The 24,021-nt window shown below is 69.5% G+C and carries 22 protein-coding genes; 9 read left to right on the forward strand and 13 right to left on the reverse strand.

Annotated elements, in window-relative coordinates:
- Positions 1 to 9: 9 nt before the first annotated feature.
- The 4 genes from BM140_RS14210 to BM140_RS14225 all read right to left on the reverse strand — a co-directional run bounded on the left by BM140_RS14210 (position 10) and on the right by BM140_RS14225 (position 3,487).
- Positions 10 to 1,785 carry an acetolactate synthase 3 large subunit gene (locus BM140_RS14210; protein WP_091947641.1) on the reverse strand — a complete coding sequence of 592 codons (1,776 nt, stop codon included), beginning with the start codon at positions 1,783 to 1,785 and terminating at the stop codon, positions 10 to 12.
- Positions 1,786 to 2,190: 405 nt separating this feature from the next.
- Entirely contained in the window at positions 2,191 to 2,556 is a 366-nt protein-coding gene (locus tag BM140_RS14215) for a hypothetical protein (protein WP_091947350.1), read from the reverse strand.
- A gap of 64 nt (positions 2,557 to 2,620) precedes the next feature.
- On the reverse strand, positions 2,621 to 3,103 hold the full coding sequence (locus tag BM140_RS14220) for an Hsp20 family protein (RefSeq protein WP_091947353.1): 483 nt from the start codon (positions 3,101 to 3,103) through the stop codon (positions 2,621 to 2,623).
- Between the two features lie 144 nt (positions 3,104 to 3,247).
- Positions 3,248 to 3,487: a hypothetical protein gene (locus BM140_RS14225; protein WP_091947356.1), complete on the reverse strand. Its 240-nt coding sequence runs from the start codon at positions 3,485 to 3,487 to the stop codon at positions 3,248 to 3,250.
- A gap of 130 nt (positions 3,488 to 3,617) precedes the next feature.
- On the opposite strand from BM140_RS14225, the gene BM140_RS14230 reads away from it, so the two are divergent.
- On the forward strand, positions 3,618 to 4,961 hold the full coding sequence (locus BM140_RS14230; protein ID WP_091947359.1) for an APC family permease: 1,344 nt from the start codon (positions 3,618 to 3,620) through the stop codon (positions 4,959 to 4,961).
- A 100-nt stretch (positions 4,962 to 5,061) separates the two neighbouring features.
- Complete coding sequence (locus BM140_RS14235; protein ID WP_091947362.1) at positions 5,062 to 6,831, forward strand: N-acetylglutaminylglutamine amidotransferase; 1,770 nt, start codon at positions 5,062 to 5,064, stop codon at positions 6,829 to 6,831.
- Positions 6,832 to 6,950: 119 nt separating this feature from the next.
- On the opposite strand, the gene BM140_RS14240 is transcribed toward BM140_RS14235, so the two are convergent.
- Positions 6,951 to 7,856 (reverse strand): alpha/beta hydrolase, encoded by a 906-nt coding sequence (locus BM140_RS14240; protein ID WP_091947365.1) that lies wholly within the window; start codon positions 7,854 to 7,856, stop codon positions 6,951 to 6,953.
- An 83-nt stretch (positions 7,857 to 7,939) separates the two neighbouring features.
- Positions 7,940 to 8,848 (reverse strand): lytic transglycosylase domain-containing protein, encoded by a 909-nt coding sequence (locus BM140_RS14245; protein ID WP_425287065.1) that lies wholly within the window; start codon positions 8,846 to 8,848, stop codon positions 7,940 to 7,942.
- Between the two features lie 218 nt (positions 8,849 to 9,066).
- Between BM140_RS14245 and BM140_RS14250 the strand changes: the two genes are divergently transcribed.
- Entirely contained in the window at positions 9,067 to 10,695 is a 1,629-nt protein-coding gene (locus tag BM140_RS14250; protein ID WP_091947373.1) for an ABC transporter ATP-binding protein, read from the forward strand.
- Between the two features lie 2 nt (positions 10,696 to 10,697).
- Positions 10,698 to 11,918 (forward strand): phosphopentomutase, encoded by a 1,221-nt coding sequence (locus BM140_RS14255; RefSeq protein WP_091947376.1) that lies wholly within the window; start codon positions 10,698 to 10,700, stop codon positions 11,916 to 11,918.
- Between the two features lie 104 nt (positions 11,919 to 12,022).
- On the opposite strand, the gene BM140_RS14260 is transcribed toward BM140_RS14255, so the two are convergent.
- Complete coding sequence (locus BM140_RS14260) at positions 12,023 to 12,367, reverse strand: hypothetical protein (RefSeq protein ID WP_091947644.1); 345 nt, start codon at positions 12,365 to 12,367, stop codon at positions 12,023 to 12,025.
- Positions 12,368 to 12,598: 231 nt separating this feature from the next.
- Positions 12,599 to 13,621: an alpha/beta hydrolase gene (locus BM140_RS14265; protein WP_091947379.1), complete on the reverse strand. Its 1,023-nt coding sequence runs from the start codon at positions 13,619 to 13,621 to the stop codon at positions 12,599 to 12,601.
- Positions 13,622 to 13,734: 113 nt separating this feature from the next.
- Here BM140_RS14265 and meaB point away from each other — a divergent pair, with 113 nt between their 5' ends.
- Both meaB and BM140_RS14275 read left to right on the forward strand, forming a co-directional pair.
- Complete coding sequence (gene meaB / locus BM140_RS14270) at positions 13,735 to 14,724, forward strand: methylmalonyl Co-A mutase-associated GTPase MeaB (protein WP_091947382.1); 990 nt, start codon at positions 13,735 to 13,737, stop codon at positions 14,722 to 14,724.
- On the forward strand, positions 14,721 to 15,392 hold the full coding sequence (locus BM140_RS14275) for a pyroglutamyl-peptidase I family protein (RefSeq protein WP_091947385.1): 672 nt from the start codon (positions 14,721 to 14,723) through the stop codon (positions 15,390 to 15,392). The genes meaB and BM140_RS14275 overlap by 4 nt, the downstream gene beginning before the upstream one ends.
- Here the strand turns inward: BM140_RS14275 and BM140_RS14280 are convergent.
- Positions 15,344 to 17,308 (reverse strand): cytochrome C oxidase Cbb3, encoded by a 1,965-nt coding sequence (locus tag BM140_RS14280; protein ID WP_091947387.1) that lies wholly within the window; start codon positions 17,306 to 17,308, stop codon positions 15,344 to 15,346. The genes BM140_RS14275 and BM140_RS14280 overlap by 49 nt on opposite strands.
- A gap of 298 nt (positions 17,309 to 17,606) precedes the next feature.
- On the opposite strand from BM140_RS14280, the gene BM140_RS14285 reads away from it, so the two are divergent.
- Positions 17,607 to 18,350 (forward strand): sigma-70 family RNA polymerase sigma factor, encoded by a 744-nt coding sequence (locus BM140_RS14285; protein WP_091947390.1) that lies wholly within the window; start codon positions 17,607 to 17,609, stop codon positions 18,348 to 18,350.
- A 10-nt stretch (positions 18,351 to 18,360) separates the two neighbouring features.
- On the opposite strand, the gene BM140_RS14290 is transcribed toward BM140_RS14285, so the two are convergent.
- Complete coding sequence (locus tag BM140_RS14290; protein ID WP_091947393.1) at positions 18,361 to 19,200, reverse strand: class II glutamine amidotransferase; 840 nt, start codon at positions 19,198 to 19,200, stop codon at positions 18,361 to 18,363.
- Between the two features lie 164 nt (positions 19,201 to 19,364).
- Positions 19,365 to 19,763 (reverse strand): acyl-CoA thioesterase, encoded by a 399-nt coding sequence (locus BM140_RS14295; protein ID WP_091947396.1) that lies wholly within the window; start codon positions 19,761 to 19,763, stop codon positions 19,365 to 19,367.
- 181 nt (positions 19,764 to 19,944) lie between these two features.
- On the opposite strand from BM140_RS14295, the gene BM140_RS14300 reads away from it, so the two are divergent.
- Complete coding sequence (locus tag BM140_RS14300; RefSeq protein WP_091947399.1) at positions 19,945 to 20,604, forward strand: transglutaminase-like cysteine peptidase; 660 nt, start codon at positions 19,945 to 19,947, stop codon at positions 20,602 to 20,604.
- 142 nt (positions 20,605 to 20,746) lie between these two features.
- Positions 20,747 to 21,061: a hypothetical protein gene (locus BM140_RS14305; RefSeq protein WP_091947402.1), complete on the forward strand. Its 315-nt coding sequence runs from the start codon at positions 20,747 to 20,749 to the stop codon at positions 21,059 to 21,061.
- 138 nt (positions 21,062 to 21,199) lie between these two features.
- On the opposite strand, the gene BM140_RS14310 is transcribed toward BM140_RS14305, so the two are convergent.
- Together BM140_RS14310 and BM140_RS14315 are read right to left on the reverse strand one after the other, a co-directional pair.
- Positions 21,200 to 22,585 carry an ATP-binding response regulator gene (locus tag BM140_RS14310; protein ID WP_091947404.1) on the reverse strand — a complete coding sequence of 462 codons (1,386 nt, stop codon included), beginning with the start codon at positions 22,583 to 22,585 and terminating at the stop codon, positions 21,200 to 21,202.
- Complete coding sequence (locus BM140_RS14315; RefSeq protein ID WP_091947407.1) at positions 22,582 to 23,754, reverse strand: FIST N-terminal domain-containing protein; 1,173 nt, start codon at positions 23,752 to 23,754, stop codon at positions 22,582 to 22,584. Before BM140_RS14315 ends, BM140_RS14310 begins: the two co-directional genes overlap by 4 nt.
- Between the last annotated feature and the right edge of the window lie 267 nt (positions 23,755 to 24,021).

Genomic DNA, 24,021 nt, shown 5'->3' on the forward strand with positions numbered 1-24,021 from the left:
GGCCTGCAATCAGACCAGCATCTTGCCCTCGGCCGAGATGACGTCGCCGAGCTCGACCCCGGTCTCGCCGAGATAGTCCGACAGCAGCATCTCGTTATGCGCCTTGCCCGACGGGATCATCGGGAAGCAGTTCTCGGTCTTGTCCACGACGCAGTCGAAGATGACCGGCCCGTCGTAGTCGAGCATCTCCTGGATCGCCGCGTCGAGCTCGCCCGGCTTCTCGCAGCGGATGCCCTTGGCGCCGTAGGCCTCCGCCAGCTTGACGAAGTCCGGCAGGCTCTCCGAGTAGCTCTGCGAGTAGCGCGAGCCGTGCAGCAGCTCCTGCCACTGCCGCACCATGCCCATGTACTCGTTGTTGAGGATGAAGATCTTGACCGGCAGGCGGTACTGCACCGCGGTCGAGAGCTCCTGCATGTTCATCAGGATCGACGCCTCGCCCGCGATGTCGATGACGAGCCCGTCCGGGTTGGCGAGCTGCGTGCCGATGGCCGCCGGCAGGCCGTAGCCCATGGTGCCGAGGCCGCCGGAGGTCATCCAGCGGTTCGGCTCGTCGAACTTGAAGTACTGCGCCGCCCACATCTGGTGCTGGCCGACCTCGGTCGTGACGAAGGTCTTGCGATCCTTGCACGCCTCGTAGAGCCGCTGCACGGCGTATTGCGGCTTGATGATCGTGCCCGACGGCCAGTAGGCGAGGCAGTCGCGCGCCTTCCAGCGGGTGATCGTGTTGAACCAGTCGGTCATCCGGCCCTTGTCGGGCTGCTTGGGCAGGGCGCGCCACTGCGCCAGCATCTCCTCCAGCACCGCGGCGCAATCGCCGAGGATGCCGACATCGACCTTGACGACCTTGTTGATCGAGGAGGCATCGACGTCGATGTGGATCTTCTTCGAGAACGGCGCGAAGGCGTCGAGACGGCCGGTGATGCGGTCGTCGAAGCGGGCGCCGACGCAGATCATCACGTCGCAATCGTGCATTGCGAGGTTGGCCTCGTAGGTGCCGTGCATGCCCAGCATCCCGAGGAACTTGTCGTCCGATGCCGGGAAGGCACCCAGCCCCATCAGCGTGGACGTGACCGGGAAGCCGGTTTCGGCGACCAGCTCGCGCAGCAGCTTCGAGGCCTGCGGCCCCGAATTGATGACGCCGCCGCCGGTGTAGAAGACCGGGCGGCGGGCCGAGGCCATCAGCTCGACCGCGGCACGGATCTTCTCCGCGTCGCCCTTGACCGGGGGATTGTAGGTCTTGTGGCCGTTATGGGTCGGGCGCTCGTAGACGCCGGAGGCGAACTGCACGTCCTTGGGCAGGTCGATGACGACCGGGCCCGGCCGCCCGTGGCTCGCGACGTAGAACGCCTCGTGCAGGATGCGCGGCAGGTCCTCGATCGATTTGACCAGATAGTTGTGCTTCGTGCAGTGCCGGGTGATGCCGACCGTGTCGCATTCCTGGAACGCGTCGGAGCCGATCAGGTGCGTCGGCACCTGCCCCGTGACCGCGACAAGCGGGATCGAATCCAGCATCGCATCGGTCAGGCCGGTGATGATGTTGGTGGCACCCGGCCCCGAGGTGACGAGGACGACGCCGACCTTGCCCGACGAGCGGGCATAGCCCTCGGCGGCGTGGACCGCGCCCTGCTCGTGGCGCACGAGAACGTGGTTGATCGTGGTCTCGTCGAAGAGCGCGTCGTAGATCGGGAGCACAGCGCCGCCCGGATAGCCGAACAGGGTGTCCACGCCCTGATCCTGGAACGCCCGGATGACCATCTGGGCACCGGTCATGACCTCGCCGCTCATCGACTCCTCCATCAATCCGTTCTTGGTGTCTTCGTCTGCATGTCTTGGGTGGCGTCGGGTTTCGGCAACAAAAAAGGGCCCCTGAGGGACCCTGCATGCGCCACCGACCGGGTCTTCCGAGCCTGCGATCAGGCCCGCCCGTTCCGTGGCGCTTCCGTTACGATAAGACCCGTGCGCATCGTCGATTCCGTTGCCGGTTTTTTCGCGAAGTGAGGCGGGCGGGTTAAGCGATGCGCGCGGGAAGGTCAATCCTCTTTCGTAACGACAGTCGTGCCGACGAACGATGTCCCGCCCGGCCTCATTCCAGGGACGCGGTGAGCCCCAGGACCAGCGCGATGATCGCGGCGACGTCGGCGAGGCGGCGCAGCATCCGTTTCACCGTGTCATCTCCAATGCGGTGATGGCTCAGTGCAGCGCCCGCCTTGCCCCGACCCGCGCCGGCAGGGGCCGCCGCCGCGGCGGGAGGGGCGGAAGGCGGGGGATGTCGCCGGTCCAGTCGCCATCGAGATCGTCGTCGAGCCGGTGCAGAGCCCCGAGCACCGCGCCCAGCGGCACCGCCGCTTTGGGGAAGCCGGGCCGGCGGCGCAGGCCCGACTGCGATTCGGCGGCGTTCGCGTCGGAGGCCCAAGCGGCGAGCAGCACCCGCTTCTCCGCCTTCGACAGGCTGGGATCGGCCAACACGGCGTCAGGACCGCTTGCTTCGTCCGCTGGCAGGCATTCGCCCACGTCGCGCAACGAAGCATTCGTCCGGTAGGTCGTGGTCTGTTCCATTTCGTCCTCCTCTCGATTTCAAGCGAAGGACCGGAGCGCGGCGGACGCGCTCCGGGGAAAGGTCTTACGCCGCTCTGGGATGGCGCTCGATCTGCGCCGTCGGGGCGTTGTCCTGTCCGGACATGGCGGTCGATCCGCCGATGGCGATCCGGCGCGGCTTGAGCGCCTCCGGCACCTCGCGCACCAGATCGACGGTCAGCAATCCATTCTCCAGCGACGCGCCCGTGACGCGCACATGGTCGGCGAGGTTGAACGACTGGCGGAAGCTGCGCCCGGCGATGCCGCGGTGGAGGAACTGCCGATCCTCGGCGTCCTTCCTCTGCCCGGTGACGACGAGTTGCGCGTCGTGCTGGATCAGCTCGATCTCGTCGGCAGAGAAGCCCGCCACCGCCATGGTGATGCGATAGCGGTCGTCGCCCGATCGCTCGATGTCGTAGGGCGGCCAGGACGCCGCTGCCTCGGTGCGCTCGGCCTGGGCAAGCAGATCGAACAGCCGGTCGAAGCCGACCGTCATGCTGTAGAGCGGGGAAACGTTGGTGAACTTCATAACCACATCCTCCGAAGAGCAACATGATCACGAGGTCGGCCGGACACCCTTGCCCGGCGCCTCGACGAGCGAGCTCTGAAACAAGCCTCGCACGCGCGTAACGCACCCAACTCGATGCGGTTCCGCGCGTAGCTCGAAAAAATCTCAGTTGTTCGTGGAGGGCGGCGGTTCGAGTGCCATGCCGCGGGCCTTGATTTCGATGAGCCGCATCAGCCGCTCGTCGGCCCCTTCCGCCCGCCAGCCGGCGATGGAGGCGGCGAGGAAAGCCGAAAAATCTTCACGGCGGAGAACGCCCTGCTTCTCCAGATAGGCGATGAGCGCGTTCAGGATGGCGACGGTGGCATTATCGGTAGCGGCGATGGCCTCGGTCGGGGATTGAGGCATGGTCCTCTCCTTTAGGATCCGGTGGGAGACACCCTGACCCGCATGTAAGGGCCGGTGCGCGCCCGCGGGAGCAGGGCCGGCATGGGTTCGCCGCCTTGCCCCGCGGCAGCGTCCTTGCGAGCCTCATCGCATGACGACGTTCCGCCCGACCCTCTCGGCCTTCCAGGCCTTCGTTCTATCGCTGGCGATCATCGCGCCGACGCTCGCCATGGCCTTCAACGTGCCGCTCGCCGCGCAAGCCGCGGGGCGGGCTGCGCCGTTGGCCTTCCTCGTCGGCGGAGCCGCGATGGCACTGATCGGGCTGTCCTTCGTCGCCTTCAGCCGGCGCATCGCCAGCGCAGGTTCGGCCGCCTCCTACGTGAGCGCGGTGCTCGGCGACCGGCTCGGCTTCCTCGCCGGCTGGGGTCTGCTGCTGGCCTACCTCGCCTTCCTGGCTTCGGCGACGGCCCTCGTCGGCGGCTTTCTATCGGTCGCGCTGGCGCATCTCGGCCTCGATCATCCGCGACTCTGGCTCGTACTCGCGTTCCTCGGTGGTCTCGCGGTGATCGGACTCGGCGGGCGCGAGATCCGCATCGCCACCACGGTGATGCTCGTCGTCGAAGCGCTTGCCGTCCTGGCGATCGTGCTGCTCGCTCTCGTCATCCTCGTGCAGGTGCCGCTCGATTCGGCGCCGTTGCGGCCCGATCCGGAGCGGGGCCTGTCGGGGCTGGGCTACGGCATGGTCTTCGCCGTGCTCTCGCTCGCGGGCTTCGAGGGGGCGGCGACGGTGGCCGAGGAGACCCGCGACCCGCACCGGGCGATTCCGCTCGCGATCCTCGGCTCGCTCGCCGTGGCGACGCTGCTCTACGGCCTCGTCTCCTACGCGCAGGTGCTCGGCTACGGCCTCGACCGGACCGCCGATCTCGCCCGCGATCCGGCCCCCCTCGACACCCTCGCGATCCGCTACGTCTCGCGCGGCTACGGCATCTTCCTCGACGCGGCGGCCGGCATCAGTTCGCTCGCCTGCGCGCTCGGCACCGCGGCGGCGGCCGCCCGCGTCCTCTACGCGCTGGCCTCGCGCGGGATCGGTAAGAGCTTCACTCAACTCGATCCGGCGCACGGCGTCCCGGCCCGGGCGCTGCGCTTCGTCGGCGGGCTGACGCTGGTGTTCCTCGTCGGCTTCGGCGCCTTCGTGAGCCCGCGCGCCTTCAGCGAGGCCTTCGCCACGGTCGCGACGCTGGCGCTGATCCTCGTCTACATGGCGGTCGGGCTCGCCCAGGCGGTGCTCGCCGCACGCATCAACGCCTGGGGCTGGTGCGCCGTTGGCCTCGCCGGAAGCCTGATGCTCGGCTGGCCGCTGTTCAACAGCCTCTATCCCCTCCCCGGCTGGCCCGGCCCGCTCTGGCCGCTCGTCGTGTTGGCCTGGATGGCGGTGGGACTCGCGCTGCTGCGCTTCCATCCGGCGCTGGCTCGGAAATCGCTTGGGGGAGCCTGACGAAGAAGATTTCCGGTCCATTCGGGAACGGCCCGGCCCCACCCCCGTTCTGCCGGTCAAGTTCGGCCAAAGCCCCAGACGACGAGGACCAGCCACCGGCATGTGCGGAATCTGCGGAGAGATCAGCCTCGGCGGCACGGCCGATGCCTGTGCGGTGCGGGCCATGATGGCGGTACTGAGCCCGCGCGGGCCGGACGCCTCGGGTCTACACGGCCAGGGTGCGGTGGTGTTCGGTCATTGCCGGCTGAAGATCATCGATCTGTCGGAAGCCGGTCAGCAGCCGATGGTCGATCCCGAGCTTGGGCTCACGCTCGTCTTCAACGGCTGCATCTACAATTACAAGGACTTGCGGACGGAACTGGAGGGCAAGGGCTACCGCTTCTTCTCCACCAGCGACACCGAAGTCGTGCTCAAATCCTACCATGCCTGGGGCAAGGATTGCGTGAAGCGCTTCCTCGGGATGTTCGCCTTCGCGGTCCACGAGCGCGATTCCGGCCGCGTCGTGCTCGCCCGCGACCGCCTCGGCATCAAGCCGCTCTATTTTTCGGAGTCGGGCAAGCGCTTCCGCTTCGCCTCTTCGTTGCCGGCCTTGCTGGCAGCAGGCGACGTCGACACCTCGATCGACCCTGAAGCGCTGCACCACTACATGAGCTGGCATGCGGGTGTGCCGGCACCGCTGACGATCCTCAAGGGCATCCGAAAGATCCACCCGGCGACGATCCTGACGTTGGAGCCGGACGGCACGCGCAAGAAGGAGACCTACTGGTCGCTGGTCATCGGCCCGCGCGACGACGACCGCGGCATGAGCGAGGCCGATTGGCGCGAGGCGGTGCTGGATTCGCTGGGTCGGGCGGTCGCCCGCCGCCAGATCGCCGACGTACCGACCGGCGTGCTGCTCTCGGGCGGGCTCGATTCCTCGGTCATCGTCGCGTTGCTCGCCCGCAACGGCCAGAAGGGCCTGAAGACCTTCTCGGTCGGGTTCGACGCGGTGAACGGCGTCGAGGGCGATGAGTTCAAGTATTCCGACATCATCGCCGCCGAGTTCGGGACCGACCACGCCAAGCTCGTGGTCGACGGCTCGCGCACCCTGGAGGCTCTGCCGCTCGCCATCCACGCCATGGCCGAGCCGCAGATGAGCCACGACGCAGTGGCCTTCCTGCTGCTGTCGCAGGAGGTCGCCAAGCACGTGAAGGTAATCCAGAGCGGCCAGGGCGCCGACGAGGTGTTCGGCGGCTATCACTGGTATCCCAAGCTGATGGGCTCGACCGATCCGGTCGCCGACTACGCCCGCGCCTATCACGACCGCGACCATGCGGAGATGCGGGAAGCGCTGTCCCCCGATCTGATCGGCGCCGATTATAGCCGCGACTACCTCGCCCGCTTCTTCGGCGATTCGAAGAGCGCGAGTGCGATCGACAAGACCCTGGAACTCGACCAGCAGATCATGCTGGTGGACGATCCGGTCAAGCGCGTGGACAACATGACCATGGCCTGCGGCCTGGAGGCGCGCGTGCCGTTCCTCGACCACGAGCTGGTCGAACTCGCCGCCCGCATCCCGGCCGAGCTGAAGGTGCGGGATGGCGGCAAATACATCCTCAAGGAGGCCGCCCGGCAGGTGGTGCCGGCGGCGGTGATCGACCGGCCGAAGGGCTACTTCCCGGTGCCCGCGCTCAAGCATATCCGCGGGCCGTTCATGGATTTCGTGCGCGACGTGCTCGACAAGCCGGTGGCGCGCGAGCGCGGGCTGTTCAACCGCGCCTATGTCGACAGGCTCTTGGCCGATCCCGACGGGACGTTGACGCCCAAGGGCAATTCGAAGCTCTGGCAGGTCGCGCTGCTGGAGGCGTGGCTGCAATCCCACGGCGTCTGAGACCAATCGGCGATGATCCTGGCGCATCGCCGATTGCCCCCGCGACAGCGGGGCGGCAGCAGCCGTCTCCGGTCATCCGCCTCGATGGAGCTGGACCGGGACGGCCTCGGTGACGCCCCTCAATGCATCGTCAGCGTGGTCAGGCGCTTGGCGCCCGCGTGCTGGTGCAGGAAGGCACTCATCTCGGCGAGCACGGGCGCTTTGCGGCGGAAGGTGACCGAGAGCGCGAGCAGCGTGTCGGAATGGTCGAGTCCGGGATAGACCCGCTCCTGCACCGGCACGCGGGCGGTGCGCAGGCGCGCGGCGAGGCTCTCGGTGTTGCGCGGGCGGACCACGGTGTCGGCGTCGCCGGTCGCCAGGAAGGTCGGCGGCGAATGCGGGCCGGCATAGGTGACCGGCTGGGTGGCGGGCGCGTCGGGCGCCTGCCCGAAGACGTCGATCGAGGTCTTCTGGTCGAAGGGAAGGAAATCGTAGGGACCGGACAGGCCCGCCACCGCGCGGATCGAGCGCGGATCGACCCCGACCCGGCGGAGATAGTCGGGGTTCAGCCCGAGCATGGCGGCGTTGTAGGCGCCCGCCGAATGGCCGGCCAGCACGATGCGGTGGGCGTCGCCGCCGTAAGCCGCGATGTTGTCCCGTACCCAGGCGATGGCCGCTGCGCCGTCTTCAAGGAAGTCGGGGAAGCGCACCTTCGGATAGAGCCGGTAATCCGGCAGGACGGTGACGAAGCCCTGGGCCGCGAGCGCCTGCGCGGCGAAGGCGTAATCGGCCTTGCTGCCGCTGTTCCACGAGCCGCCGTAGAAGAACACCAGCACCGGCGCTCGCTCGGGGGCGACGCTCGGGACGAACACGTCGAGGCGCTGGCGCGGATCCTCGCCGTAGGCGGCGTCCTTGAGCACCAGCCGCCCGCCCTTGTCGCGGGGCCCCAGCGCGTCGAACAGCGCGAGCGGCGAGCAGCCGCTCAGGCCCACGGTGGTGAGCCCGAGGCAGATCAGCGAGACGAGGGAGACGAACGCTTTGATCATGTCGTCCTTGGATTGACGCGGCGCAGGCGGCGGATTCATGGCGCGCGCGCGGCGAAACGGGAAAGGCGAAAAAAAGCGGAGCCTCACGTGCGCAGCACGATGCAGGCGCCGCCGACATTGCGGATTTTCTGGCAGACGGCGTCGGCCGCGTTTCGGCTCTCGGCCGGGATGCGCACGCGGTAGAAGGCGCGGGAGCCGCGGAAGCGCAGGCGCGTACCGATGATCATCGGCCGCACCTCGCCGATCACGTTCGCATAGCGCGAGCGCGCGCGCTGGAAGCTCGCCAGCGCCAGCGACTTGGAGAAGTTGCCGGCGAGCTGGATGCCCCAGGGCGCGGCCGGCCCGCCCTCCACCGGCAGCGCGAAGCGGTCGCCGCGGGACGGAATGCGGAGCGCCGCCGTGACCTGAAGGCAAGTCTGGGTCTCGGCCTCCGGCGCGGGCGGTTTTTCCGCCTTCTTCTCGTCCTTCGTGTCGCCGCCCTCGGGCAACTCGACCGTGGCGTTGGGGCGCCAATCCTCCGCCGGGCGGCCGGTGATGGCGATGACGTAGGCCCGCGTTTCGGCCGGCAGCCCGCCGGAACCGGCGAGCCAGTTCGTGACGCGGCCCGGCCCGCCATTGTAGGCCGCCGCCGCCAGCCCGAGATTGCCGAACTGCCGCTTCAGGTCGGACAGGAAATGCGCGGCGTGGGGGATCGCCTGTTCGGGGTCGAACGGATCGGTCAGGCCGCGTTCCCGCGCCGTGCCCGGCATGAATTGCGCGACGCCCTGAGCGCCCGCCGGGCTGACGACGCCGACCCGAAAACTGCTCTCGCGCCAGATCAGCCGGGTCAGGAACGGAACCGGCAGGTTCTGCGCCTTGGCCGAGCCCTCGATCAGCCGGCAGAGGGCCTGCTCCACCGTCTCGCCCTCGGACGAGGCCACGGCGAAGGCGGGGCCGGCGAACGCGAGCAGCGCGAACAGGGCCGACAAGGCTGGGGCGAGGACAGGGGACACGCCGGCCCATGTAGGACACGCCGCGCCGATGCGTAGCCGTTCGCCGTGCGTTGCACACAAGCACCGTCGCCGCTGCCTGATCTCGATGCTTCGTCTCGATGCTTGGCCTTGCGGCGACCCGCGCGATTCGCGTGCCCGGCCCTGCGCGCTATAACCCCTTCCGAATTGCCCTGGCGCCGCCGGCACGAGGGCGGTCCGCTTGATGTTTCCGGGGCCCGATGAGCGACACCCTTCTGACCGTCGAGGATCTCTCGGTCGCCTTCCGCACCCGCGAGGGCGAGACGCTGGCCGTCGACCGCGTGTCGTTCTCCATCGGCAAGGGCGAGACGCTGGCGCTGGTCGGCGAATCCGGCTCCGGCAAGTCGGTGACGGCTTTGTCGATCCTTCGGCTCCTCGACGGGGCGGCGCATCACCCGTCGGGCCGGATCGTCTTCAAGGGCCGTGACCTCCTCACGCTGCCCGAGAAGGAACTCCGAAAAGTGCGCGGCGCGGACATCACCATGGTGTTCCAGGAGCCGATGACCTCGCTCAACCCGCTCCACACCATCCAGCGGCAGATCGGCGAGGTGCTGGAAATCCACCGCGGCCTGAAGGGCCGGGGGGCGCGCAAAAGAATCCTCGAACTGCTCGATCTCGTCGGCATCCGCGACGCCGAGCGGCGGCTCGGGGCCTATCCGCACGAACTCTCCGGCGGCCAGCGCCAGCGCGTGATGATCGCCATGGCGCTCGCCTGCGAACCCGACCTGCTGGTCGCCGACGAGCCGACGACGGCGCTCGACGTGACGGTGCAGGCGCAGATCCTGGCGCTGCTCGCCGACCTGCAGAAGCGACTCGGCATGGCGATCCTGTTCATCACCCACGATCTCGGCATCGTCCGGCGGTTGGCCGGCGAGGTTTGCGTGATGCTGCGCGGGCGCATCGTCGAGGCGGGACCGGTGGCGACGGTCTTCACTCGGCCGCAGCACGAATACACCCGCCGGCTCCTCGATTCCGAGCCCACGGGCCGGGCCAACCCGGTCGATCCGAAGGCCGAGTGGATGGTCGAGGCCGGGCCGCTCAAGGTGTGGTTCCCGTTGAAGGAAGGCCTGCTCCGGCGCACGGTCGGCCACGTCAAGGCGGTCGACGGCGTGAAGCTCCTCGTGCGGGCCGGCGAGACGGTAGGCGTCGTCGGCGAGTCCGGCTCCGGCAAGACCACGCTCGGCCTCGCCCTGCTGCGGCTCACCGCATCCGAGGGGCCGATCGTCTTCCTCGGCCAGCGCATCGAGGATTACGGCGCCAAGGCGATGCGCCCCTTGCGCAAGGACATGCAGGTGGTCTTCCAGGACCCCTACGGCTCGCTCTCGCCGCGGATGTCGGTCGGCGACATCGTCGCCGAGGGGCTGGAGGTGCAGGGGCAGGTCAAGTCGGCGGCCGAGCGGCGCAGCTTGGTCGCCAAGGCGCTCACCGATGTCGGGCTCGATCCGGCGGCGATGGACCGCTACCCGCACGAATTCTCCGGGGGCCAGCGCCAGCGCATCGCCATCGCCCGCGCCATCGTCCTGAACCCGCGCTTCGTCGTCCTCGACGAGCCGACCTCGGCCCTCGACCGCTCGGTGCAGGCGCAGATCGTCACCCTGCTGCGCGACCTGCAGCGCGAGCGCGGGCTCGCCTACCTGTTCATCAGCCACGACCTGAAGGTGGTCCGCGCCCTGTCCAACTACGTGCTCGTCATGCAGCACGGGCAGGTGGTGGAGGAAGGCCCCGCCGACGAGATCTTCGACGCCCCCAAGACCGAGTATACCCGCACCCTGTTCGCGGCGGCGTTCGACCTCGACGCGCAGACCACCGCCGAGCCGGTGCCGGCCTGACGATGGCCCGGACCCTCCTCATCGTCCTCGATTCCGTCGGCATCGGCGGCGCCCCGGATGCCGACCGCTACGGCGACGCCGGTTCGGACACGGTCGGCCATATCGCGCAGGCCTGCGCCGAAGGGCGCGGCGACCGGCCGGGCCTGCGCACCGGCCCCATGCGCCTGCCGAACCTCGCGGCTTTGGGCCTCGGCCTCGCCTGCGAAGGCGCCACCGGCCGGATGCCGCCGGGGCTCGCGCCCGTCGGCAAGGTGCAGGCCCTCTGGGGCCACGCCGTCGAGACCGCCGCCGGGAAGGATACGCCGTCCGGCCATTGGGAGATCGCGGGCGTGCCGGTGCTCGAGGATTGGGGCCACTTCCCCGACACCCGGCCATCGTTTCCACCGGAACTGATCGCCGCGCTCGTCGCGGAGGCGGGTCTGCCGGGCATCCTCGGCGACCGGCACGCCTCGGGCACGACCATCATCGACGAACTCGGTGCCGAGCATGTCCGGACGGGCAAGCCCATCTGCTACACCTCCGCCGACAGCGTGTTCCAGATCGCCGCCCACGAGGAGGTTTTCGGGCTGGAGCGCCTCTACGAGACCTGCCGCATCGCCCGCCGGCTCTGCGATCCCTACCGCGTCGGCCGGGTCATCGCCCGGCCCTTCCTCGGCGACGGCGAGACCGGTTTCCGCCGCACGGGACGGCGCAAGGATTTCTCGGTCTCGCCACCGGCCGACACCCTGCTCGACGTGGCGGAAGCCGCGGGGCGAGCGGTCGTCAGCGTCGGCAAGATCGGTGACATCTTCGCCCACCGCGCGACCGGCCGGGAGATCAAACCCGGCAACAACGCCGCCTGCCTCGATGCCGCGCTCGCGGCCTTCGCGGACCTCCCCGAGGGCGGCCTCGTCTTCCTCAACCTCGTGGATTTCGACACCGAGCACGGCCATCGCCGCGACGTGCCGGGCTACGCCGCCGAACTGGAGGCGTTCGACGCGCGGCTTCCCGAGATCCGGGCGGCGCTGAGACCCGGCGACCTCTGCCTCGTCACCGCCGACCACGGCAACGACCCGACCTGGCACGGCACCGAGCACACCCGCGAGCAGGTGCCGGTCTTAGGCTTCGGACCGGACATCGCGCCCGGCACGGTCGGCCGGCGCGCGAGCTTTTCCGACATCGGCGCCTCGGTCGCGGCGCATCTCGGCTTGCCGCCGCTCGGGGCCGGCACGGCGTGGTGGTGAGCGACCTCCACTGAGAACATCGCGTCGGTCGCCGTGCCTTCCGCCCCGCCCCGTACCCCTCCCCACGAGGGAGAGGGGACAGGCGATCAGGCCGCAGACGAGCCTCAGGCCTCGTCCTGATCCTCGTCCTCATCGTCGATATCGACGAGGAACACGATGTCGGCCTCGTCCTCCCCCTCGTCGTCGGAGGCATCGTCGGCGTGCTGCGGATCGGGCTCGAACTCGCCGTCGCCCTGGTCGGCGGCGATGGCCTCGTCGAACTCTTCGATCTCGTCCTGGCTCGCCGCGCGCACCTTCAGTTCGGAGGTGCCGTTCCAGATCGGCTTACCGTCGACGGTGAGGGTGCGGATGTCTTCCTTGAAGCCGTCGCAGGTGAACAGGTCGCGGGCGGTCGCCTCGTCCCCGTTGATGACCGCGATCGCCGTGCCGTCGATCTCGAGCGTGAACATGGGCTTGCCTCTCTGGATGGAGCCGCCGGCTTGTAGGCCGAGCGCACCGGATTCGTCGATTGGCCGCGCGACGATTTCGGGGGGCATCGCTCAAACCCGAGCGATGGAACCGGATGGCCGGGCGCGACGAGCGCCCCGCGCAGCGGCCCCGGCTTTCTGCCGAGGCGTCGAGCGGAGCCAAAGCCTAGCCCGCGGATGCGGGCGCCGGCCTTTGAGGCCGCCCTTATGAAATCAGCCGCCGCTGCTGCCGCGGGCGATGGCGCGCTTCACCACGGCCTGCACTTCCTTGTTGGTCAGGAACAGATCGTGGTTGAAGATGCCGCCGCCGTAGTCCGAGGCGTCGGCCACCCGCACGCCCAGGGCCTCCAGCCGCTCGCGGTCGGCCGCGCCCGCGCGCACGACGCCGCCCGCGATGGCGCCGGAGAGTTCGAGCGCCCGGTCGTTGGTGGCCGAGATCACGGTGATGCGCTTGGCGTCGGGGCCGAGGCGCTCGACGCCGTTGGCGAACAGGTCGATGTCGATGTCGGGCGCGGCGAGCACCACCGCGCCGATCCGGGCGACCGCCACCTCGCCGGCCTCGGCGCGCAGCATCCGCAGCGTCTCGAGGGTCAGCAGCGTGCCCATGGAATGGGCGACGATGTGGATGCGCCCGCCGCTCGGCGAGGTCGCGAAGGCCTTGAGCAGATCCTGGAACGCGTCGCGCGACCACAGGGCCGACTCGCGGTCGTAGCCGTAATCGAAGGTCGCGGCGGCCGAGGGCCAGGTGAACAGGGCCGAGGCGCCGGGGAAGCGCACGCCGTCGGAGAGCCGCGCCGCGCTGACGGCGGCCGACTCGAAACTCTCGCGATAGCCGTGGACGTAGATCAGCACGTCGCGGCCGAAGGTGGCCTGGGCGAAGGCGGCGGCGGCCGCGCTGCCGGTCGTCACCTCGCCGACCGAGCGCACCCCCCAATCGCCCGAGACCACCGCGGAGACCTTGCCGATCAGGGAGCGGTCGGGCGCGGACATGCGCGCCTCGGCAAAGCTGAGACCCCGGCCGCGGTCGGAGCCGAAGAACGGCGACCGGGGCGGGTTTCCGCCGACCGGCTTGCGGGTGGTGGCCACCAGCAGCACCGGGCTGACGTCGAGGGCCGATTGCGTCTCGGCGACCGTGCCGGTGGCCAGCCCGTCCATCACGCAGCCCGAGAGGGCGGGCGCGAGGCCCGCCGCAGCGGCGAGGCTCAGGAAGGAGCGGCGGGTGGCGTCGGATGTCATGGGCGGTTCGTCCCCCGGCAATGCGGCGGGTTTCGCGCACGATCTTGGCCTTGGCGGGGCAGGAACGCCGATCCCCTCTCGACGCCCGCCCGCGCGCCCGGCATGAAGACCGCATGAGCGCCGTCCTTCCCGATATCGATCAACTCCGTGAACGCCTGCTCGCCGGCGACCGCGCCGCCCTGGCCCGTTCGATCACGCTGGCCGAGTCGCGCCGGGCCGATCACCGCGCGGCGGTGCGCGACCTGATCGACGCCGTGCTGCCGCAGACCGGAAAGGCCATCCGGGTCGGCATCACCGGCGTGCCGGGCGTCGGCAAGTCGACCACCATCGACGCCCTCGGTTCCTTGCTGACGGAGGCGGGGCACAAGGTGGCGGTGCTCGCCGTCGATCCGTCCTCGACCCGCACCGGCGGCTCGATCCTCGGCGACAAGACCCGGATGGCGCGCCTCTCGCACGACCGCAACGCCTTCATCCGGCCCTCGCCCTCCTCGGGCACGCTGGGAGGCGTCGCCGCCAAGACCCGCGAGACGATGCTGCTCTGCGAGGCGGCGGGCTTCGACGTGATCCTCGTCGAGACCGTCGGCGTCGGTCAGTCGGAGACGGCGGTGGCCGACCTCACCGACTTCTTCCTCGTGCTGATGCTGCCGGGCGCCGGCGACGAGTTGCAGGGCATCAAGAAGGGCATTCTCGAACTCGCCGACATGATCGCGGTCAACAAGGCCGACGACGGTGAGGGCGAGCGCCGGGCCAACGCCGCGGCCTCCGAGTACCGCGCCGCGCTTCACATCCTGACGCCCGCCTCGTCCACCTGGGCGCCGCCGGTGGTCACGATCTCGGGGCTTCACGGCAAGGGGCTCGACGCCCTGTGGTCGAAGATCGAGGATCACCGCCAGAAACTCACCGCCACCGGCGAGATTGAGAAGAAGCGCCGCGAACAGGACGTGAAGTGGATGTGGGCGCTGGTCCACGAACGCCTGCACCAGCGCCTCGTCGGCACCGCCGAGGTGCGCAAGGCCACCGCCGAGGCGGAGAAGTCGGTGGCCTCGGGCGAGCATTCGCCCGCCGCGGGAGCGCAGGCGATCGCGGAACTGATCGGGTTGTGACGGGGGCTCCGGGCCGCCTGCTGATCACCGGCTTCGGCCCGTTCCCCCGCGTCCCCGACAACCCGAGCGCCCGCGTGGCGCGGCGCCTCGCCAGACTACCGCATCTCCGCCGTATCCTCGGCAAGGCGCCGGATTGCCTCGTCCTCGACACCCGCTACGCCGCCCTCGACACGCAGCTCGCGCCTGCGCTGGCACGACGACCGGCGGCTTTGCTGATGATCGGCGTCGCGGCGAGCCGGCGGCGGGTCGGCGTCGAGACGCGGGCGGTGAACCGTGTCAGCCGTCTGTTTCCGGATGCGGCGGGCGCCGTCTCACGTAGCCTCGCCTTCGAGCCGGGGGCGCCGGCCCTAAGGCCCAGCCCGGCCGCCGAGACGGTGCGGGTGGCACTGAGGCGGGCCGGACTGGATGTCGCCGCTTCGCGCGATGCCGGGCGCTATCTCTGCAACGCCGCCTATTTTCGCGCGCTGGCCGAGGGATGCCCGGCCGTGTTCCTGCACATCCCGATGCCGCCGCCGACGAAGCGACCCGTGAGAGCCGGCCGTCCGCATCACGAGCTCGACGCCTGGGTTGCGGCCTTCGTGGAGGCCGCGCGGGTGCTGATGCTGCGAGCGCGGCGCGGTCAGGGCGTCGGAACGTTCTGCGTCAGGCGATCGACCGAGAGCAGGTAGGCGACGAGCGCCGCCTGTTCCTCGTCGGAGACGCCGGCCTGACGGTCGGCCCAGAAGGCGTGCCCCTCGCCGGTGACGCGGGCGGTGCGGGACTTTTCGGAATGGGCGTTAGCCGCGACCACTCTGGCGCGCAGCTCGCGGTCCACCAGGGCGCGCAGGCTGTTGGCCGGATCGGGCATGACACCGGCATCGACCGTTCCGGGCACGCCGAGCTGATTCGAGGCGTCCGCGCCGACCGCGACGCCCGAATCGTGCAGGTAGGGCGCCGTCCAGGCCAGCCCGACGAGGTTCGGCACCTTGTAGCCGCCCTTCGTGCCGGCATGCCCCCAGCCGAGTTGAACCTGCTCGAGCGCCTCGCCTTCCAGCGGAATCGGCACGATTGTCGGGTCGGCGGGCAGCGGGAACGGCGTGTCGGTGGCAAACATGGCGGGCGGCGACAGGCGCGCCTCCATCTTCGCCCCGGCCTTGGCCCGCGTCGGCTCGGTGCCGATCTCGTCCACCGGCAGGATGCGGTTGTTGGTCAGCGCCGGGCCGGAATGGCAGCCGGCACAGCCCGCGCGCTCGAACACCGCCCGGCCGGTTTTCAGCACCTCCGCGTCCGACGGCTTGGCGTCCGGTGCGCGCAGAAGATTCTGGAAGGCCGACATGGCGTTGTTGGCATGGTTGGCGGGCTCGCCCAACACCGAGGCGAACAGGCCGTTATCGGTCATGTAATTGGTGGCGGGGAAGCTCGGGAGCACCGCGTAGCGGTTGAGACCGGGCGATTCCGGCGTCGGGTCGGAGGCCGCCAGCACCTCGGTCGGGCGCTTCCCCCCGGCGGGGTCGTAGCGGAACGCCGCGCGCGCCGCGCCCTGGAGGATGGTGCCGAGATAGAGTTCCGGGTCGAGCCCGAACAGCGTCCTGGCCGCGGCGGTCTGCTGCGTCGTATCGGAATTGGCGGCGTGAACGTTGTTGTTGAGCGAGGACAGGCCCTTGAAAGGGCCGACCGCCTCCCGTCCGCTCCAGCTATAGGGCTCGCCATAGGCCGAGAAGCTCGACGGGATCGAGGTCGGGTTGGTGATCCGGTCGGCCGACGAGTCGAAGCTGCCCGGCGGCCAGCTCGCCACTTGCACCTTGGCGGCGGCCTCGAATTTTTGGGGATCGGGCAGCGGCGCCTGGGCGCCATCCGTCTGCGTCACCGTGCGGGCCGGATCGCCCGGATGGGCGGCGAGGTCCATGTTGCCGTGCATGAAATAGGCGCCGGCGTTCTTCGAGAGCGCCATCAGCAGGCCGGCATTGAGGTCGGTGTTGGGCGCGCCCTCCACCACCTTGCCCGAGGCCGGATCGACCGCCGCGTGGCAGAGCGCGCAGGTGATGCCCATGCGAAGCGTGCCGCGGTCGTAGAAGGTGCGGATGCCGATGATCGCCGGCGAACCCTTGGCGACGTCGAGCCCGGTCGGCACCTCCTCGCCCTTGCGCCAGGTCCGATCGCCAACCGTCACGTCGCGGCTCATGCGGACTTTGAGGTTCGTCGTCGCGCCGCCCCCGAGAGCCAGCACCGCGCGGGCGACCTCGAACGGGCCCACGCCGCCGTCGAGCATGCCCATCACGTCGGAAAGAAACACCTCGTTGCCGAAGGTTTCCCCGTAGAAGGCCTCGCGCCCGCGCCTGACGAGGGCCGCGTCGATGGCGACCGCGCCCTTTTCGGGCAAGAGCGCGGCCCGGCCCTCCGGCGTCGCCTTCATCCGCTCGGCCTCCTCCGCGGACACGCGGCGACCGAGCAGATCGTAGGCGGTGGTCAGTGCATAGCGGTCGCGGTTCAGAACGTCGGCCTCGTCCGGCATCGGCGCGTAGCTGAAGCGACCGAATAATCCTACCGCGAGGACGACCCCTGCCGCGACCCCGGATACGGCGATGACGCGCAGCGGCCAGCCCATGATCGTTCGTCGATTCCCTGACCCCAACGGCCACGCCGTCCGCCGATAACTTCGCGAAACGTAAATCGTTCGACTGTTCCTAACAAATATTAGTTCGGAAGCTCTCGGGAGCGTTTCAAGATCCATGGGGCGGATTATCTTGGAACGTGGTGTCGCAGCACTCGCGGGAGACCGAGGAAACACGGCGACGATGGGTTAATCCCCTAATCTATGTTGGCGCAGAAGCCATCCGTTCGCGGGACAAAGTGAGAGCGAGGGCGTGCGCCCTTGCACATGTCCGTGACCGCCACAGGACCTGATGCCTAAGACTGCCCTGGCCGAAGACGCCCTCCCGGTGGGTGAGCCGCCCATCATCGCTCTCGACGTTCAGCACCGACTCGGCGCCCTGCTCGCCGAAGCCTATGCCCGAATGCCGGGCAGTCCCGCGGTCGGCTCGGACCGTTTCGGCGATCTGCTCGCCAAGCTGGAGACCGTGCTGGTCGCCCAGGAGGGCCGCGACGAGGAGTCGTTCCGCTCCGAGATCATCGCGATGACGCCGCGTCTCTACAATTTCGCTATGTCGCTGACCAAGAACCCGTCGGCTGCCGACGACCTCGTGCAGGACACCTTCCTGCGGGCGTGGCGCAGCCGGGCGCGCTTCACCGTCGGCACCAATCTCGGCGCGTGGCTGTTCACCATCATGCGCAACGCGTTCTATTCGCGCCACCGCAAGGAGGTGCGCGAGATCGCCGACAGCGACGGCGACTATGCCGACCGGCTGGCGGCAGCCCCCGAGCAGTCCGGCCACGTCGATCTCCTCGATGCGCAGACGGCGTTGACCAAACTGCCGCTGCCGATGCGGCAGGCGCTGATTCTCGTCGCCATCGAGAACCTCAGCTACGAGGAGGCCGCGACGGTGATGAATTGCCGGATCGGCACGGTGAAGAGCCGGGTCTGGCGCGCCCGCGAGCAGTTGGCCCAGATCCTCGGCTACAGTGCGGGAGACGTCGGCTCCGACAGTATGACGCTGTCGGCCGTCGGCAATCAGGCCTGGATGGTCTGACCGGTCCCGGTCAGGCGCTCATGGGCAATTGCAACCGCGGCAGGCCGGAGCGCCGGGCCAGCCCGAACTCCTTGAGCGAGATCACCGCCACCGGCTCGTCCCGTCGGGCGACGACGACGCTGTTGTCCGGCACGGGGGTCCAACTCTCGTGCTCCTTGTCGAGGGGCTCGGACACCACGACCACGCCGTCGGCGGACTGGCGGTAATACATGCTGTTGGCGGCATCGTTGGCCGCGTAGCGGAAGGCGTAGAGGTCGCGCCCGTCGGCGAGCGCCGCGGTGAAGCGGAACGGATGCCCGTCATCGATGCCGCCGACGAGTTCGGTCACCCGTGCCAGGGCGCGGGCCGTGGCCGTGATCGGGTCGCGGGGCTCCGATGAGGCCATCAGGCCCTGGCCGAGGATCGCCAGGAACAGGGCTTCCGAATCGGTCGTGCCGGAGCGCGACGGGTACAGCTCGTCCGGGATCAACGCCTCGATCGGTCGGCGCAGGCGCGCCCAGTCGCCGATATAGCCGTTGTGCATGAACAGCCACGGGCCGCAGGCGAAGGGATGGCAGTTCGGCCGGGTGATCGGCGTGCCGGTCGCCGCCCGCACATGGGCGAAGAACAGGTGCGAGGTGAGGTGGCGGCAGAGATAGCGCAGGTTCTCGTCCGACCATGCCGGCTGGACCTCGCGGAACCGACCGGGCTCCGGGTGGTCGCCGTACCAGCCGAGGCCGAACCCGTCGCCGTTGGTCGCGGCGGTCGATTCGAGCGCCTTGATGCTCTGCGAGACCAGCGAATGCGCCGGTTCCGTAATGTAGTGCTCCAGCGGGATCGTGCGGCCTCGATAGGCGATCCAGCGACACATCGATGGGGTGCTCCGGCCCGTGGGCGTGTTTCGTCACCGGCGCTTCGGCGAAGATCGTGGAGAATCCGCGTCACCTTGAGGGCAAACCGGCGTCGGACGGTCCGCCTGCGGCATTCCGTGCCTCCAACGCGGCACGGCCGGATCGGATGCGGGGCGATCCCGCCTCAAATCTCGGGGATCGGCCGCGGCCGCCGGTCGGATCCGATGGCCACGAAGGTGAACAACCCCTCCGTCACCTTCATCGTGGTCTCGCCCTCGCGCTCGCGCCGCCACACCTCGACTTGGATCGCCATGGAACTGCGCCCGGTGCGCACGATCCAGGCGTAGAGGCTCACCTCGTCGCCGACGAAGACCGGGCGGTGGAAGGTCATCGCCTCGACCGAGATCGTGGCGCAGCGTCCCTTGGCGCGGCGGGCCGCGACGTTGCCCGCCGCCAGATCCATCTGCGCCATCAGCCAGCCGCCGAAGATGTCGCCCGCCGGATTGGTGTCGGCAGGCATCGCGATGGTGCGGATCACCGGCGGTCCGTGCTCCGTCGGCGGGGCCAGGGTCTCGTCCGTCATCGTGGGCCTCGAGGCTGTCGTGTCGTTGCAAAAAGCTGAGCAGGGACCGTGCCTTGCTTCATCCGCCGCGTCGATCGCTCGAATGCGACCGAAGCCGTTAACCGATCTTTAACCTTCCGATTGCCCCTGCCCGCCGCCTGTGAGAGCTTATTAACGTGAGCTTAAGAGTTCGGGTCGGGTCATGCGTAACGAGTTCGCCCAGCGCCGCTTTTCCATCGTCCGCCGCACCGTGATGGCGGGCCTCGCCCTGGCCGCGGGGCTCGGGGCCGTGGGTCTCGGGACGACGGAGGCCGCGGCCCAGGCTCTCCCGACGATGGGCCTCTCGGCGACGACCACGGGCGCGGCCCGGCCGATCGCCGCCTGGGCGGAATTCTGCGAGCGCTACCCCGGCGAGTGCGCCGTCGACCGCACCGAGGCGGCCTCCGTCACCCTCACCCCGGCGCTCTGGCAGACGATCAACACGATCAACCGCCGCATCAACCGGTCGGTCGACGCGGTCACCGACCAGCAGCACTGGCACTCCGCCGACCGCTGGGACCTCGCCGAGGACGGCCGGGGCGATTGCGAGGACTTCCAGCTCCTCAAGCGGCGCCTTCTGGTCCAGGCCGGGCTGCCCCGCCGGGCCCTGCGGATGACCGTCGTCATCGACGAGAAGGGCGAGGGCCACGCCGTGCTCACCATCGTGACCAACCGCGGCGACCTCATCCTCGACAACAAGACCAGCACGATCCTGCCCTGGACCCAGACCGGCTACACCTTCGTCAAGCGCGAGAGCCAGGAGGCCGTGGGCTGGGTGGCGCTCGGCCGGGACGCCTCGCCGGTCACTGCCGCGAACCGCTGAAAATTGACCGTCCCGCTTCGGGACCGAACGGCGCGGACGCGCGTTATCCGGTCTTAACGGTTCGGCGGCGAAGGTTGACGGAAGGTTTTCGCTCTTCGCCCACGGCGCCGAAAACCCCGGTCCTGCCTACGGTTCGCCGCCCATGCGTCGCGTTCTCCCCCTGATCGCCCTCGCCCTCCTCGTTGCCCCCGCCCGGGCCGACGAGAGCGCCGGCACGCGCCACGCCGCGTGGCAATCCTGCCTGGACGACGCCTTCGCCGAGCAGGCCCGCACGACGAGCCGCAGCTACGCCGCGACCAAGGCGGTCTCGAATTGCCGCGAGCCGGAGGCGGCCTATCTCGCCGCGCTTTCGACCTCGCCGATGCTCGACGGCGAAGACGTCGCACGGATGCGCCCGGCCCTGATCGCGCGGGCGCGAGAGCGGCTGATCGGCCTGCCGCGGCTGAGCGCGCTCTGATCTCGTCCGACCGGTTCCCGTCCCGGATGAGCTGCGCCCGCGCGATCAGGCGTCCCGCCATGGCGAGGCGGTGTGGTCGAAGCTGACGCGAACGTCGAAAAGTCTCCGAAACGTTATCCCCAGACTTATCCCCGCTGTTCACGCCAGCATGTAGGCCAGGAGCGAGCGGAGCTGCGCCGGCTTGATCGGCTTGTGGACGAGCTCCGCGCCGTGCGCGCGGGCTTGGCGCTCGATGTCGGCGCTGTGATCGGCGGTGGTGAGGATGACGGGCGTGACCCAGCCCCTGTTGCGCCGCAGGTAATCGACCACGTCGAAACCGCAGGCGCCGTGGTCGAGATGATAGTCGATCACCATCACGTCGGGCCGCCCGAGCCCCGCCCCCAGGGCCGTCACGACGCCGGCGAGGTCGGCGAAGGTGTGCACCTCCGCGTCCCAGTTGCGTAGGAGGCGCTGCAACGCCTCGGCCGTCGAGGCATCGTTCTCGATCACCAGCACGCGGGCGCCGGTCAGTGCGGTGGCGAGCGGCGTGAGACGGGGCTGCGCATCCGGGCGCCCCGCGGCCACCGGCAGGGTCAGGCTGACGCGGGTGCCGTGGCCGGTGCGGGAGTGGAGCGTCACGTCGTGGCCGAGGGTGGAGGCCATGCGCTGGACGATCGAGAGCCCGAGTCCGAGCCCGACGCCGCCATCCTCGTGTCCGCCGCGGTAGAATTCCTCGAAGACCAGCGCAAGCTCGTGCTCCGGGATGCCGCGGCCGGTATCGACCACGTCGATGCGGCAGGTCTTGCCCCTCGCATCGCCGCCCCCCTCCCCTCCGCGTCGGCGGGCGGCAATCAGCACGCCGCCGCGCTCGGTGTAGCGGATCGCGTTGGAGACCAGATTCTGCAGGATACGCTGCATCAAGATCCCGTCCGTCTCGACCACGAGGTCGTCGCAGCGGGTGACGAGGCGCAGTTCCTTGCGCTCGGCGAAAGGCCGGAAGCTCGCCTCGATGCCGGCCACCAGATCGGCGAGCCGCACCGATTTGACGACGGGGCGCACCACGCCGGCATCGAGCTTCGAGATGTCGATGAGCGCCTTGATCAGATCCTCGATGGTCTCCAGGCCGCGCTCGACCTGACGGGCGATGGTCTGCGCCTCGGCACCCGCCGCGAGATCGGTCAGCGCCGAGAGCGAGAGCCGGGCGGCGTTGAGCGGCTGGAGCAGGTCGTGGCTCGCCGCCGCGAGGAAGCGCGTCTTCGACCGGTTGGCGGTCTCGGCCTCCTCCTTGGCGGCCTGCAGCGCCTCGTTCGAGCGCTCTAGGCTGTGCATCAGCGCGGTCAACTCCTCGGTTCGGGCGCGGACGCGGCCTTCGAGCATGATCGCGGTCTGGAACAGCGAGTAGGCACCGCCCTGCTGGTCCATGGTCCGCTCGACATGGGCCATCAGCGAGGCGTTGATGCGCTCGAGCTTGGCCACCCGCCGGCTCAGCGACTCGACGGTGTCGGGCTCCGAGGGGGGCTCCATCCAGGGCAGCGGCCGGTTCATGGCACCTCGGCCCGGCGGCCGATCGCGATGCCCGTGAACGTCTGGTTCAGATGCATCGAGCGGTACTGCTCGCCGTAGGTCTCGAACCCGACGACGCCGTAGCGGCGGTAGAGATCGGCGATGCGGTGGCGCACCTGCCGGCTCTCGGCGTCGAGACGGCGGAACACGCAGTCGAAACCGATGACGAGGTCGAGGCCGCCGAGCGCCGCGTCGAGGGCGTCGAGTTCGGCCCGGGTCGCCTCGACGATGTCCCGGGGCTGGGCCAGCGTCATCACCACGCCCTCGCCGATGGCGCAGAAGAAGGTCAGCGAGCCGTCCGGCTCCACCCGGCTGATCGAACGGCAATAGTATTCGCCGCCGATCTTCACCGCGAGCGGATAGGCCGCGAAGCTCATCGGGGTCAGCCGTTCGGGATCGAGCCCGACCGCCATGGCGTATTCCCGCGCGGCGGGCTCGGCGTTCAACTCGTAGACGCGCCGCTCCTCCTCGCGGGCGGCGGTGACGACGAACCGGCGGCTCGTCGGCTCGAAATTGTCGCTCTTGAAGATGCGGATCGGGAAATCCGTCTCGACCAGCAGGATGATCGCGGCGTCGCGATGCGCTTGGCCCTCGTGGATCAGCACCGTCGAGGCGAAGGCGAGGTCGTCGCCCGCCGAGCCGCCGATGAGCGGGATGCCGTCGAGGGCCCAGGCCACCGCCGAGACCACCGTCTCCTCCGCGTTGGCGAGCGCGTCGATCAGCGAGATCGCGAAGCGATGGCCCGTTCCCCCGTCCGGCCGGCCCTGGTCGAGCAGGCGGCGCAGGCCCCGCACGGTCGAGGCCGCGCCCTCCACGTCGAGCCGGGCGATCTGGGTGAGGACCCCCGCGACGATGCGGAAGCCTTGCCGGGGGAAGGCGATGGCGACCAGCCCGCGGTCGATCGAGCCGGCCGGGCTGATCCCGCCCGAGGTGGTGCAGCCGCTCACGCCGACGCCGGGAAACCGCTCCGCCAGCGCCGCCGTGAGGACGGCGATGTCGTAGGTGGGCGAGAAGAACACGATGATGTGACCGATGCCGTCGCGCTCGAGCGCTCCGGCGATGGCCGCGACGGCCTCCCCGGCCTGCTCCGCATCGGTCCACGCGGTCTGTATTCCGCACAGATGCCGCCGCATCTGCGTACCCTGCACCACCGCTTCTCTCCCTCGAACGGGTCTGTTCCGGTGGACCGGCCGCCCTTGCTCGCTCGGAGACGACTATGTGCCCGGTGCCGCATGCCCGCAATGGGACAACGCGCCAAAACTGGGGGCGCGGCCCGCGGGCCGAATCATCCCCAGGCCAATACGCTCGCGGCAGCGTTACCGGCCCGGTCACCATAGATATCGGCGCGCTATACCGGTCGAAGCCGGATTAAGGCTGCCTTAGGACATTGGAGGATTGTGTGTAGACCGGGCAGGAGC

The sequence above is a fragment of the Methylorubrum salsuginis genome, from assembly GCF_900114375.1.
Taxonomy (GTDB): Bacteria; Pseudomonadota; Alphaproteobacteria; order Rhizobiales; family Beijerinckiaceae; genus Methylobacterium; species Methylobacterium salsuginis.